The 12586-nt window shown below is 52.5% G+C and carries 10 protein-coding genes; 4 read left to right on the forward strand and 6 right to left on the reverse strand.

What is annotated here, in order from left to right:
• Positions 1-545 precede the first annotated feature (545 nt).
• Positions 546-1277 carry an ATP-binding protein gene (locus KI241_RS01430; protein ID WP_212803271.1) on the forward strand — a complete coding sequence of 244 codons (732 nt, stop codon included), beginning with the start codon at positions 546-548 and terminating at the stop codon, positions 1275-1277.
• Here KI241_RS01430 and KI241_RS01435 read toward each other — a convergent pair.
• Positions 1227-2374 (reverse strand): IS3 family transposase gene (locus KI241_RS01435; protein WP_144419424.1). Its coding sequence is split into 2 segments (ribosomal slippage): positions 1227-2119 and positions 2119-2374, totalling 1149 coding nucleotides; the frame shifts between segments, so codons are not numbered across the junction. The two genes, KI241_RS01430 and KI241_RS01435, sit on opposite strands and share 51 nt — an antisense overlap.
• Positions 2375-2436: 62 nt before the next feature.
• On the opposite strand from KI241_RS01435, the gene KI241_RS01440 reads away from it, so the two are divergent.
• Complete coding sequence (locus KI241_RS01440) at positions 2437-6138, forward strand: hypothetical protein (protein WP_212803272.1); 3702 nt, start codon at positions 2437-2439, stop codon at positions 6136-6138.
• Positions 6139-7009: 871 nt separating this feature from the next.
• On the opposite strand, the gene KI241_RS01445 is transcribed toward KI241_RS01440, so the two are convergent.
• A complete protein-coding gene (locus KI241_RS01445) occupies positions 7010-7582 on the reverse strand; it encodes a hypothetical protein (RefSeq protein ID WP_212803273.1) in 573 nt (190 codons plus the stop codon).
• A gap of 574 nt (positions 7583-8156) precedes the next feature.
• Here KI241_RS01445 and KI241_RS01450 point away from each other — a divergent pair.
• Together KI241_RS01450 and KI241_RS01455 are read left to right on the forward strand one after the other, a co-directional pair.
• On the forward strand, positions 8157-8834 hold the full coding sequence (locus KI241_RS01450) for a DNA adenine methylase (protein ID WP_212803274.1): 678 nt from the start codon (positions 8157-8159) through the stop codon (positions 8832-8834).
• A gap of 85 nt (positions 8835-8919) precedes the next feature.
• A complete protein-coding gene (locus KI241_RS01455) occupies positions 8920-9666 on the forward strand; it encodes an 8-oxoguanine DNA glycosylase (RefSeq protein ID WP_244868257.1) in 747 nt (248 codons plus the stop codon).
• Here the strand turns inward: KI241_RS01455 and KI241_RS01460 are convergent.
• From KI241_RS01460 to KI241_RS01475, 4 genes are read right to left on the reverse strand one after another with little or no spacing between them, the layout of a single operon-like run.
• Positions 9607-10281, reverse strand: a complete 675-nt coding sequence (locus KI241_RS01460; RefSeq protein ID WP_212803275.1) for a nitroreductase family protein — start codon at positions 10279-10281, stop codon at positions 9607-9609. The genes KI241_RS01455 and KI241_RS01460 overlap by 60 nt on opposite strands.
• A complete protein-coding gene (locus KI241_RS01465) occupies positions 10259-10864 on the reverse strand; it encodes a 7-cyano-7-deazaguanine synthase (RefSeq protein WP_212803276.1) in 606 nt (201 codons plus the stop codon). The genes KI241_RS01460 and KI241_RS01465 overlap by 23 nt, the downstream gene beginning before the upstream one ends.
• Positions 10861-12069: a PfkB family carbohydrate kinase gene (locus KI241_RS01470; RefSeq protein WP_212803277.1), complete on the reverse strand. Its 1209-nt coding sequence runs from the start codon at positions 12067-12069 to the stop codon at positions 10861-10863. Before KI241_RS01470 ends, KI241_RS01465 begins: the two co-directional genes overlap by 4 nt.
• Entirely contained in the window at positions 12066-12407 is a 342-nt protein-coding gene (locus tag KI241_RS01475; RefSeq protein WP_212803278.1) for a hypothetical protein, read from the reverse strand. The genes KI241_RS01470 and KI241_RS01475 overlap by 4 nt, the downstream gene beginning before the upstream one ends.
• Positions 12408-12586: the final 179 nt, after the last annotated feature.

Below are 12586 nucleotides of genomic sequence, written 5' to 3' on the forward strand. Positions count from 1 at the left end.
GTGGTGGTGAGGTAGAAAGGGCTGCGCTGTTCTGACTGGCAGATCGTCGGTGGAATTGGCGGCCTCATCGCGAGCAAGCTCGCTCCCACAGGTTTTTCAGGGAGTGGGTCCCCAGGAAATAACAAAGCCCCCGCATTTCTGCGGGGGCTTTGTTTTGTATGGTGCCGGCACCAGAAGTTGAATCTAAACTTAACTCCTTATTTTATCGATGAATTATTGTAATTCAGAAGTTTTTTATCCTAAGATTATCCTAATTCAATTAATTAGGTTTATCCGGTTCGACTCAGCGTCTCGGTGAACTGGCTAGCACCAAGCTACTGAAGGCTGCGTTCGCAAGAAAACCACGCCGCCTCCCCCTTACCCGACTGCTTAAATTGATACGTGGTAAGGAATGACTTCAGGCCGAGCTATGGAAAAAACATTCACCATTTCCTGAACCGCGTTCCGCAGCAGAATCTGTTTGCACCCCAAGCAATACAGTCTGCTTTCATATGGCCATCAAGGACAGGCACAATGACTTGATCGACGGACTAAAGACTCCCCCTATGGATTTCCCAGATTTGACTTCGCACAGAACTCACCGAAGCTTTGAGGAGCTTTCAGACGACGCTTTCAACTCCTTTGACCCCGTTTCATTCCAATCCCGAGCAGCCTCATTCGGCAGGTTTGGTTGGGATGAATTGCTCAAGTCCGACCGTGTGCTAATTGTTTCGGAAGCCGGGGCTGGTAAGACTTACGAATGCCGCGCTGAGCAGCTTACAAAATGGAACGCCGGTGAGGCGGCGTTTTACTTGGATCTGGCTCAACTCTGCCAAAATCAGTTTCGAGAGCTATTGCTGGTTGAGGAGGAGCTGCGTTTTGATGCATGGCTAGCCTCTCAATCAGATATGGCTACCATTTTTCTGGATTCTATCGACGAGTTGAAGCTAACACTGGGCTCATTCGAAGTGGCGTTGAAACGCCTCAACAAGGCGCTTATGGGGCAACTTGGTCGCGTGCGCATCGTGATCACCACCCGACCAATTCCCATTGATTATCGCCTAGTCCAACAGCTTCTCCCCGTTCCAAAAAAAAGGGAGTTGACCCCTTCCTCAGCAAATTTTGCCGACATTGCGATGAGTACGCATAACAGTGAAGGGAAGGGGAAGGAGACGACTGTGCCGATTTGGAGAAATGTCACATTGCTGAGGTGGTCAATTTTTTCCGGACACCTCAATCGGTGTTTTTCAGGCTGCTTGCCGCTCATACTGATTGGGCGGCAAATAGCCCAAGGATGAATGGATTCGCCTTCCGTTATAGAACCGCACGATGTAGTCCGTGATGTCTTTGATCGCTTCGCCATGGTTGGCGTAATCCTTGCGCCAAACACGCTCCATCTTCAGATTCAAGAAGAAGCGCTCCATGACCGCATTGTCCCAGCAGTTGCCCTTGCGACTCATGCTGCAACGCATTCCATGTCGCGTCAGCAAGTTCTGGTAATCCGTACCGGCATACTGGCTGCCTCGATCCGAATGAGCGATCAAGCCCGGTTCAGGTTGTCTCTGCGCGATGGCCAGTTGCATCGCACTGCATACCAACTCTGCTCGCATGTGGGGTGCCATGGCCCAGCCCACGATTTTGCGTGAGTACAGGTCCATGACGGCCGCCAGGTACAGCCAGCCGCTGCGGGTACGGATGTAGGTGATGTCAGCGACCCACGACTGGTTGATGCGCTCGGGATTGAACTGGCGATTGAGCAGGTTCTCAGCCACCGGAAAATTGTGATTGCTGTCAGTGGTATGAACGAACTTGCGCTTCCAAATCGGACGCAAATCCTGTTGTTTCATCAGGCGGCGGACCTTGTTCCGTCCAACGGAGACGCCAGTGTCACGCAGCGCTTTCACCAAACGACGGCTGCCATAACAGTGTTCATTGGACACGAAGGCAGCCTTGAGCTGAGCGGAAACCGAGCACACAGGTTTTGGCTTCAAACGCCGCTGACGAGCTTCGTAAAACCCCGAACGACTGATCCGCAACACCCGGCAGATACGCGCCACCGGGTAGGCCTTGCATTGGACTTGGTGAACCAACTGGTGGATCACTTCAACTCGCGGGCAAAGAAGGCCGTAGCTTTTTTTAATATGTCATTATCCGTCTTCAGTTCGCGGACTTGCTGTTCAAGCTGGCGAATACGCTGCTGGTCGCTGGTCAATGGTTTGCCAATCCCCGTACCGCCCGACTGCTCGGTTTGATACTGCTGAACCCAGCGGCGCACGGCGGTATCGCTCAGGCCTAAATCGGTACAAACCGAGTTCACGCTCAGACCTTGATCAACAACCATCTTGCAGACCTTCAGCTTGAACTCGGCGTCGAATTTTCTGTACTTCTTAGTCATGGAATATTCCTCAATGAGTGTAGTTTCACCCATTGAGGTGTCCGGGGCTATTAGACCAGCTCATGCTTCCCCTATCTGATGACCAGATTCGAAGTGTGGCAACTCTCCAAGGCGTAGCCGATGCAGACGAAATGCTTAAAGATATTCGTAGGCGAAACGCTGAAGATTTTGCTCGCCGACCTCAAGATTTGATCGAGCTCTGCGCTGATTGGCGCGACTATCGTCGCATTCGCACCCACCGTGAGCAGGTTGCTCATAATGTTGCGGTCAAACTGAAGCCTCGTATAGACCGCAGAGAAAAGGCCCAGCTACCGAATGAGAAGGCTATCGAGGGTGCTGGTCGTCTCGCCCTTGCTGCGCTGTTAACTCGCAAGCTAACGTTACGACACAGTGCCGAGGCCGATAGGGGCGGTGAACCGGGCACCGCTTTAGACCCCTCAGTGATCTTAATGGATTGGTCGGCCGACGAGCGCGAGACCTTGTTGGAGCGTGCTTTGTTCGGTTTTGCCAGTTATGGCCGTGTTAGGTTCCATCATCGATCAGTTATCGAGTATCTGGCGGCTCAGCGACTGAAATCATTGCTGGACTTTGGCATGTCAGTCAAAGCGGTAAAACGGCTCCTTTTTGTCGAGACGTTGTACGGTCTTAAGGTTGTAAAACCGTCCATGCAGCCAGTTGCTGCGTGGCTCGCCTCATCTCACGAGAGCATATTCTCGGAAGTCCGTGATCGTGAACCAGATGTTCTGCTTGATCATGCGGACCCTGAATCGCTTTCGAGCCAACAGCGTATTGCGGCGTTGGATGCCTATGTCCGGCGCTATGGTCAGGGTGGTTGGTGTGGAAAGCGCGTTCCTCAGATCCAAGTTCACCGCTTCGCCAGCCAGGACCTTGCACCCGAGGTTCTACGTCTCTGGCATAGCAATGTTGAAAATCCGGAGGTGAGAGAACTCCTACTGAAAGTAATCGCGGCTGTTCCGATGGTTGAAGGCGCCGATATTGCCTTTTCCGTGGTTATGAATCGTGAATCCGAAAGTGGCGAACGAATGGATGCGCTGGAGGTATTGATTAACCTCCGTGATCCCCGATCGAAGGAGGTGATTCAATGTATGCAGAACAGTCCAGATATATGGGATGTCAGTCTGCTAAGAAACGGGATAATTCGGCTGTTTCCTAATCTAATCAGTCCGGAGCAGGTTTGCGTTCTTCTCGCGCGCGCCGGAGAGTCTGCCCAGCGCGAGGATGAGTTTAACTGGTTTTGGCAATCTATCGCTGATGCTGTTCTGACTCCCGATTATCTCGAAAGCTTGCGCAAAAGCTTGACTGAGTTCCTATCAGATGGGCTCGAATGGCGCGTCAAGTGGCCTCATATTGCCTCCCCGAAGAGACATCTAGCCGCTCCCCTTGCCGCCGTATGTCTTCGCCAGTTCACCGAAGGTTGCCGCTCAGAAACGGTAATTCAATCATCCGTCCTGGCCCTGCGCTTCGCTCGGGATGAGTACACCTCTTATAAGCCTGCTACGCATTTACGAGCAGCGTTTGGGAAAGCGTCATCATCAGTGAGAGAGGCTGCATTCTGGGCAGATGACACTTTGATGAAGTTCCTAACCAAGCAGGACGACCCACGACGACGTTTCATGGAGGCCAATTTCTATGGACCTATTGCCTTGAATGCTGTTCAGGATGCGACATGGGTACTGGATAATCTCTCAGATCTGCAAATGCCGCTCTCTCAACGCAGCCTATTGTTAGAAGTCGCACTACAAAGCGAATGGCGACATCATTTACTCCTTGTTCAGGAGCGCGTCGCAGACTCCCCGACGCTTACGAAAGCTATCAATGATTATCTCAAACCAGCACCGGTTAATCGTGAACTGATTGCTATGGAATTGAGATTTGAACGAGCACGAAGACAAAGTGAGCGTCGTCGAGCCAGAGATCATGAGTCCTGGGTTATGTTTTGGATGGAGGTTGCTAATAATCCCCAAACCGCTTTCAGCCCCGATCGAGCCGGTAGCACTGCTTGGAATTTATGGACCGCGATAAGCCGGTCTGGCGAGGAGAGTCGAGCGTCAGGTTGGAGCCGTAGCTTCATAGAGCGGCATTTCAGCAAAGAAGTTGCTGACCGTTTACGTACGACAATGACGACGCTATGGCGCAATGACTGCCCCTCGATGCGTAGCGAACGACCTAGAGACGAGAGGGATACTTTTTTAACCCGCTGGCAACTCGGCCTAGCCGGAATTGCAGCGGAGGCCGAGGATCCAAATTGGGCGAGGGCACTTTCCATCGGTGAAGCCAGGCTTGCCTCTCGTTACGCTCTTCTTGAACTGAATGGCTTTCCCTCTTGGTTGGCAAATCTTGCCGAAGCGCAGCCTGTCGCAGTTGATGAGGTTTTGGGGGCGGAGCTTACGTACGAGCTGAATGAAATCGTGCCTAAGCGTCGTCACTCTATGCTGTTGGAAAATATAGCCCATGCCACGCCAGCGCTCGCGGGCTTGTTTCAACCCCGACTCAAAGCATGGATGGATGAGAACATCGTCCCCAAGACGCTTGAGAAAAGCGACGAAGTCGCAGAGCTGATGCGGAAGGTGCTCGACGTCCTTCTAAAGAATGGCGACGAGAAACTACATAAGTACTTAATCACTGTTGCGGCGAACCAGCTGACGTGCGGTCTTGGTTCGGCAACGGCACGTATATGGCTTCCAGTAATGATGTGGATGGATCCTGCGGTAGGTGTTGAGCATTTGGAGCAAGGCTTGAACAAGTTAGAACCTGGTCTGCTGGGATCGGGTGTTGACTGGATGGCTCTCCTTTTTGGCGAACCTTACCATGAGATGTATATTGACCTTCGTACCCCTAAATATAGTCCTCAGGTATTGCTTAGGCTTCTGCGCCTTGCCTATAGCCATGTGCGGCCTTTTGAAGATATTACGCATGAGGGGGCCTACTCTCCCAGCAGCCGGGATCACGCTCAGCATGGACGTGACGCTTTATTGAGCGCTCTTATGGATTCTAAGGGGCCTGAAGCTTGGAACGCGAAGCTCGAAATGGCTGACGATCCTTTATTCGCTCGCATTCGAGACCGCACGTTGTTGATGGCTCGCGAGGGGGCTGCTCGAGAGGCGGACGTAGCTGTGCTATCGGAGGCAGAGGTGGTAGCTCTCATTCGCAATGGCGAAGCCCCTCCGATAACTCGAACGGAGTTGTTTGCGCTCTTGGTCGACCGCCTCGACGATATTGAAGATTTGTTGCTACGTGATGATTCCCCTCGCGCCGCTTGGGCGGGAATTTCCGAAGAAAAAGTAATGCGTCGTGAAATTGCGCGAGAACTAAGAAATACAGCTAATCAGGCATATACCGTAGATCAGGAAGGGGTAACAGCAGACGAGAAAGAGACCGACATAAGGCTTCGTGCTACGGCTTCTGATCAACAAGCGGTGATTGAATTGAAGCTAGGTGATGGACGTACGGGGCGTGATCTACGAGATACGATTAAGTCGCAACTGGTGTCTAAATACATGGCTTCAGAGGAGTGTCGCTCTGGTTGTCTGCTAGTAACAGTGGCTCAAGACCGTCAATGGGAACATCCAGATTCTGGTGAGCGCTTAGATGTATTGGGGCTTGAAGCGATGCTTCAAGAAGAAGCATTGAAGATCTCCGACGAGATGCGAATGTCCGTACTTCTTGTTACTCGTGTGCTTGATTTGCGGCCACGCCTTTTATCCGAAAATAGGCGCTCCTACAAGGTACCGGCCAGTAGCTAATTTGAATTTATGTTCTATAGTCTCGACATTCCAGGCTTATGGGCGGAACCATGATTTTCCCAGACGGAGGGCGATCAATTGGGCTGTTAACCTGTAGTAATAACGGGTCGCTTCCGCTTTATGGCCTATCCCGTGATTGAGGAACGCTACGAGATGCTTTTGCTGCTAGGTCCACGGGTTGTCTCACTGCCAGCGCTCATAGATTGCGGCTTAGATAATCTGCGCCTGGGAAAAAATGGCATTGACGGGTGGCATGCAATCCAGTCAGCACGCCAGTTAGGAACAGCTCCATATCGAAATGTTTGCTCATGCTCTACCACCGATATAAGCCGAGACTACGTCGACACGACTGTGCCCCAGTTCGCGGCTGATTTGTAATCGGCTTGTTGGTCGAGAGTTTTGTCTTGTGGTAACAACAACTACTATCGATAGGTGCAGGATGCCCGGTGATCTCTTCGTAGCGTTCGCAGGCGTAGGCCGCACGCAATTCATGGAAGCCTTTCACCCCATATTTTTGCAGAATGCCTCGAGCTTGCCTTACGACTTCACGCATGAAGTTGATGTAACTCTCTCCCTGCGCTAACAGATTGCGGCTTGGATTTATTTATTGGTTTCTTAACATATACAAAGTTTAGGGAATAACCCCATGCTAACCAAAATCTAACCTGCGGTAGTCGTCGCAAAGCTGCGCATTCCAAGGCTTTCAGGGCAGCCAGTCAAGAACTAATCTTTCTAACCGTTTTCCGAAGGGCAACATGAAAAGACAGAAACTACTAGGTTGGGGGCAGGCAAGCATCATTAACACAATGATGAGCCCGACGATAATGTCCTCGGCGTACGGTAGCGATCCTCGGCATTGGGAACGGCGCCGTCAGGCTTCGGCGGAATTAGGGGGCAACGCTGCATTCAGTCGCTCTATCAGCCAGGAGCAGGATCCCCACATCATCGCGGCGTCCTGGTACTCCATCTCCCGATCCGTCAGGTGCACTGCATCGTTTCGAACTTTGGACAGCTTTAGAAAGGTTGTATAGATCAACGGGTCGATGACTCGCTCATCGTGCAGCACTCGCATCTTCACTACGGTGCTGGCTTTCGCCGAAAACTCATAGCCCAGTCCGTTAGCCAACAGGTCTACGGTCGCCTCTACTTCAAGCCATGAATGCAGGATGGCTCCACGTGGCGATACAGCAGCAAGTTGAAGAGCAACAGGCGTCGGAAGGGGGGATTTTTCATCACCAGGATGTTCCTGAGGCTTGCCCGGGAGACTCTCCTGGACTGCCTTCAACTCCTCGGTGAGATCGACATGAAGCTCGCCGTATTTAAAACTACGGATTTTGGGAATGAGCCCTAGGATCGGATCTTTTAGCAGGCAAACGACCGTTACCACCGCGGCTGGCCATGCGAGGGCGGACACTAGCGCCGAAACAAACTGCATCCAATCCAAGGGGTTCGCACCTCTGAAGTAGCGCTTATTACGTCGCTTGTTACGTATAGCGCAAAAACAAAAGGCCCGCATTTCTGCGAGCCTTCGTTTTGTATGGTGCCGGCACCAGACGAACGGTATGTTTCGGCGAGGCTAGGTTTTTCGGGCATCTGGAGTTCGCTGGAAAATTCGGCGTACCCCAACTAGTAACTATAAATAAATCAGCTAGTTATGGCGTTCAGTGGAATCGAACTCGGGATTTTTGAGATGGGCCAAGGCGATTACCGCGGATCAGCGCGAGATCCAGAAACTCAAAGCTTTGCTCTGGCAAAAAGACCTGGATATCCGTGACGACGCAAACTAAGTCTCATGATATGAGCAGAGTAAAACACAAATTGGAGAGTACCCACCGGGCACAATCTGTCGAGTGTTCCGAGCCTACGTAGAAGCATAGGGTTTACACCGGCGCTTGTTTAGAGCACTGCGACACAGGCAGATCGCGATCACCTTGGGTTGTATAGCTGCATTTGTGTGGGTCTAGTTAAGTCTGCAAAAACTCATTGACATCATCGTCATTTCTGACGATGCTTGTCATATGAAATATCCAGGTGGAAAGGGCAAGTGCTTCCAGCGCTTGATCAATCTGATGCCCCCGCATCAGACCTACATTGAATCGCACCTCGGCGGTGGCGCTGTCATGCGCAACAAGAAAGCTGCACAGCGAAGCATCGGATTAGACCTCGACGCAAAGGTCATAAATCGATGGCGTGCAGAGCTACCCGGCATTTGCGAACTGGAAGAAACAGACGCCATTGCGTTTCTAGAGGCGTTCGAGTTCAACGGCAATGAACTTGTGTACGTCGATCCCCCTTATGTGCCGGAAACGCGTCGACGGGCCAAGGTCTACCGGTGTGACTACACGCATGAGGATCATGTCCAGTTGCTACGCCTTCTGAAAACGCTGCCTTGCAAAATCATGCTTTCCGGCTATGACTGTGATCTTTACGAGACAGAGCTTTCCGGATGGAACACTGTGAGGTTCCAGGCAAAAACCCACACCGGTTTACGTGAGGAGGTGGTTTGGATGAATTTTAAACCTCCCGCCTGTCTGCACGACTCTAGATATATGGGTGAGACGTTTCGTGATCGTCAGACCATCCAACGCCGGCAGGCTCGGCTGCGGAGTCGCATCGACAGCATGGATGCCGCCGAACGGAATGACTTACTGCAATGGATGCAAGAAGCTTACGGTCATGCCGAGGAGGCAGCCTGATGCAACGGGGCGCTATTTTCATCGACCACGTGGTGTTCAACGTGGAATTGCCAACTCCGGATACGGAGGTAATTCCAGGTGTTCCGTGGGGGCCATCGAAGCTTTCCCTACACCAGCGTACTGGGCCTATCAGGTCTACGCGCGTCGACTTCAAGGTGAACGGATCAACTACAAACTCGGTGCGACACTCAAGGAAGAAGTGGGCGCATGCCTTCTCGGTGGCCACGGTATTCCTGCCAGTGTCGGACTCGCGGTGTTCCACCAAGTGAAGCAGTTCGGCGCCTTCAACGATGAGCCACCATCGGAAGAGAAGCTACTGGAGTGGCTCAAGGAGCCGATTCTGGTGGACGGACGCTTGGTTCGGTATCGCTTCGCCAAGCAAAAGGCACGTTACTTGGCTGCTGCCTTGCAAAAGCTGGCAGCAGAATACCCACCGCTTGGTTCCGGTAGAGCGCTGCGAGATTGGTTGCTGGACATTCCAGGCATTGGCTACAAGACAGCGTCTTGGGTCGCCCGAAACTGGCTGGATGCCGATGATGTTGCCATTCTCGATATCCATATCCTGCGCGCGGGCCTGTTGGGCAAATTCTTTGAGGTGAGCCTGACCGTAGAACGGCACTACTTGGAACTGGAGGAACAGTTCATTCAGTTCAGCAAGGGGCTAGGCGTGCGAGCGTCGGAGTTGGATGCGCTCATATGGTTGGAGATGATGTCCTCTTCCGCCACTGTTCACAGCATCATGGGGATGGGGCCGGCTTCCCCTGAGCGGCGTTCACGGAGCAAGGCCAAGAAGAGCCATACCGACCCCGGCCAGCTCGCCTTGCTCAACTAGGGCGCTGGCCCATGGCTCGCCAGTGATGCCCAGCGGACAAAAGTTCAGATCCATGCCCCGCGCTGTCAGTGCCATTATTGCCAGTAGAGCCCCAGCATCCCGCCAGATCAGACTGCAGCCATCCCTGTATTTAGCCAGTGTCTTACCTGGCTCTGCCAGAAATAAAAGCAGAATGGCTTCTGAGGCGTCGACAACCTGCTGACTATGTTCCCGAAGGCCTTGAAGTCTCTTCGATGCGGTCGTCAACTCAACAAGGAAATGCCCGCGCGGCTCATACAGCCACCAGCGGGGATCCCCGGGTCGGTTGATGACCAAATGAATGGGGTGGATAGCTCCAGCGGAGGGCGATGCGCGGAACTCAAGATCGAACCCTAGGTCGGAGGTCCAGGTTTCGTGACTTCGGCAGGCATGCCAAAGAAAATCCGACAATCTATCGTCCTCAAGGGGAGCGAACCGACGAACCGTTCGACGCTCCTGAAGTACCCGACACAGCGACGGCATCGCGACATGGGACCCCGGGGCCAGCCGCTGGACTTCTCCCGTTTCCCACTGAAATAGCTTGTGCTGTTCGTTCGCAGGCTTGGGTATGGGATTACCCAGGTCGATCCAGGTCATAGCCGACCTCCTCAAATACTTCAAAGTACTTGTTGCATCCACGGCAGTTACCGCAGGGAACATCTGCCTTGTGGCAACTGTGCGCCCATGCGAGAAAGCCCGAGGGGATGCCTGATACTCGAACCAGCTCTGCGGTGGAGAGTTCGATTGCAGGCGCCTCTACCACCATGCCACCCTCTTGAAGTGACAATAGATGGCTGATCGCGCTCATGAACTCAGATGAGCCGTCCCGGTGGAATGCATCGGACTTCACTGTCCCCAGCCACAGATGCGTCACGCCATACGAAATTGCTTTCATTGCAGCCAGGGTGACCAGCATCTGATTTCGGTAAGGCCACCAGTCGGAGGCTGGTGCCAAACCATCTGCGTTCCGACCTGCCATGTCCCCAGATCCGAGGTCGCGGCAGTCGATCTCTACCACTTGATGTGGAATTTTTAGTCGCTCGCAAATGGCTCGGGAGGCGGCAATCTCCGCCTGTGCTGCCAACTGCCCATAATTTAGCGTGAAAGCTAGGTCAGGCCGTTTCCACCAAGCGAGCGAAAGGGAATCCATTCCACCAGAAAGTAACAGGGCAACTTTCATAGCTTTATGGCTTCCCAGACTGTCTGATAGATTGCAGACACATAGTCATCACAAATCCTGCAATCAGAGCCCTCCATCATCTTAATATCCTGTGTTGACTCGTTCTCCGAGTACAGTACCACTGGCTTATTCAACGCTCTCGCATAGCCAACTTCGTAAATTGTGCCGGAATCTAAGCCATCACCAATGGCGTAAAGGAGATCGCATTCATGGATCGCGTCCAGATCCTTTTCGACCACGTCCTCAGCTGAGCCAAGACCCACATCGTGATATGGAGAGAACACCCGTAGCCCCATAGCTTGCAGGTCATTTCGGGCCTCCCGAATCATCCAAAGTTGAGCTAACGTGAAAAACGGGCCGGCCAGGTAGACTAGGGGTTTGAACCCATTGCGATATCGCTCCGAAGCTTGCAGCGGCTCAGGAGAATAAGAACTCAGTAATTTGGGACTCGGGTAACCCTGCGTTTCGCAATAAAAGGCTGTAGCCTTGGACGCTATGGCTGCTGCATCGTGAGCTGTGAGGCGCTGCTCCATCCACGCGAGCGCAAAGTGCGCCGCGAAGGTGTCACCAGAGCCAATCTTCCAAACACGCTGCGTATGGTAAGCAGGAACGGTGTTTATGGTCCCGTTTTCATATACAAGCGCGCCCAGCGGGCCCATCTTTATAATGACGACCTCGGCCTTTTCCTTTTCAGCGAGTGCCTTAGCCATTTCCTCTGGAGAAAGGTCAGCTGCACCGCACATTTGACTTGCTTCGTATCGGTTCAGAACCAAAGCCAAGTGTTTAGCTTTTGAACCATTCGCACTGAAAGGTTCAGGGGCGTCGGCGCTCTGAGGGTCGTAAACCGCGTAGTTAGCTTCCACAACAGCTGAGCCTTCAATCATTCCGAATCGAAGTACCTTTTCTGCTGCAATCTGAAGCTGACAGTAAACATCGGTGGAGTGTTCGATGAGAGGCGTGGATAAACCATGGGTGTATTCAAATGCTACGCTTTGAGAAATATCGGATGGAATTAGTTTGAAGCCTTCCAGTGCAGCGCGGTTGCTCATGATGAATAACGAATTGCTGTCTAAGAAGCTGTGAAGCTCCACCTCACCTTCAAACCTGGCAATCGCGGTAGCAGCTCGGCCGGCAGAGCCGTAGGTTTCTTCCCAGCTAGGACGCAAACAGCGTTCTTTGTATACGCCTCCTGCGATAGTGATCATGACGCACTCCTTGCATTGCTTCCAACGGGGTAGATATGAATCCGTACCTGGCCATTGTTGATGGTGACAACCTTGGCCGTGTAAATGATATCTTCACTCATGCATTGGCGTAGACGCTGAAGTCGAGAATCTGCAATCCCACCAGCCACTTGGCCACGCCAAAGTGCGTGCACGACGGATTGGCCGTTTTGTTCGCCTGAGACGATTTCCAAGACGGAATTGATCTGCAACTGGTCGACAACTTCTTCTTTTGGCGACGCCAGCTGCGCAATGAATGAGAGCTGGTTGCATGAAGTGGTAGTGCTTGTGATGCGAGGGCCACCGCTGGAGCCAGACATGTGCATTTCCTTTGCTTGCGTGAAGCCCTTAGAAATATCACATGGTGATATCCTTTTGCTATACGCCAAGGCATCACCTTAGCCTAACGTCTATCCTTGCTAATCCCTTCCCCTTCCCCTTCACGAAAGGATGGTTGACCAATGCTCCTAGCTTGTTATCTGCCACCAGCGGCATAAAA

This window comes from Pseudomonas sp. Cab53 (assembly GCF_018325965.1).
GTDB classification, from domain to species: Bacteria; Pseudomonadota; Gammaproteobacteria; order Pseudomonadales; family Pseudomonadaceae; genus Aquipseudomonas; species Aquipseudomonas chlororaphis_E.

Coding starts and splice junctions, on each gene's coding strand:
- KI241_RS01430 (WP_212803271.1), top strand. CDS start 546: ATGGATTTCCCAGATTTGACTTCGCACAGAACTCACCGAAGCTTTGAG.
- KI241_RS01465 (WP_212803276.1), bottom strand. CDS start 10,864: ATGAAAGTTGCCCTGTTACTTTCTGGTGGAATGGATTCCCTTTCGCTC.
- KI241_RS01460 (WP_212803275.1), bottom strand. CDS start 10,281: ATGACCTGGATCGACCTGGGTAATCCCATACCCAAGCCTGCGAACGAA.
- KI241_RS01475 (WP_212803278.1), bottom strand. CDS start 12,407: ATGTCTGGCTCCAGCGGTGGCCCTCGCATCACAAGCACTACCACTTCA.
- KI241_RS01470 (WP_212803277.1), bottom strand. CDS start 12,069: ATGATCACTATCGCAGGAGGCGTATACAAAGAACGCTGTTTGCGTCCT.
- KI241_RS01450 (WP_212803274.1), top strand. CDS start 8,157: ATGAAATATCCAGGTGGAAAGGGCAAGTGCTTCCAGCGCTTGATCAAT.
- KI241_RS01440 (WP_212803272.1), top strand. CDS start 2,437: ATGCTTCCCCTATCTGATGACCAGATTCGAAGTGTGGCAACTCTCCAA.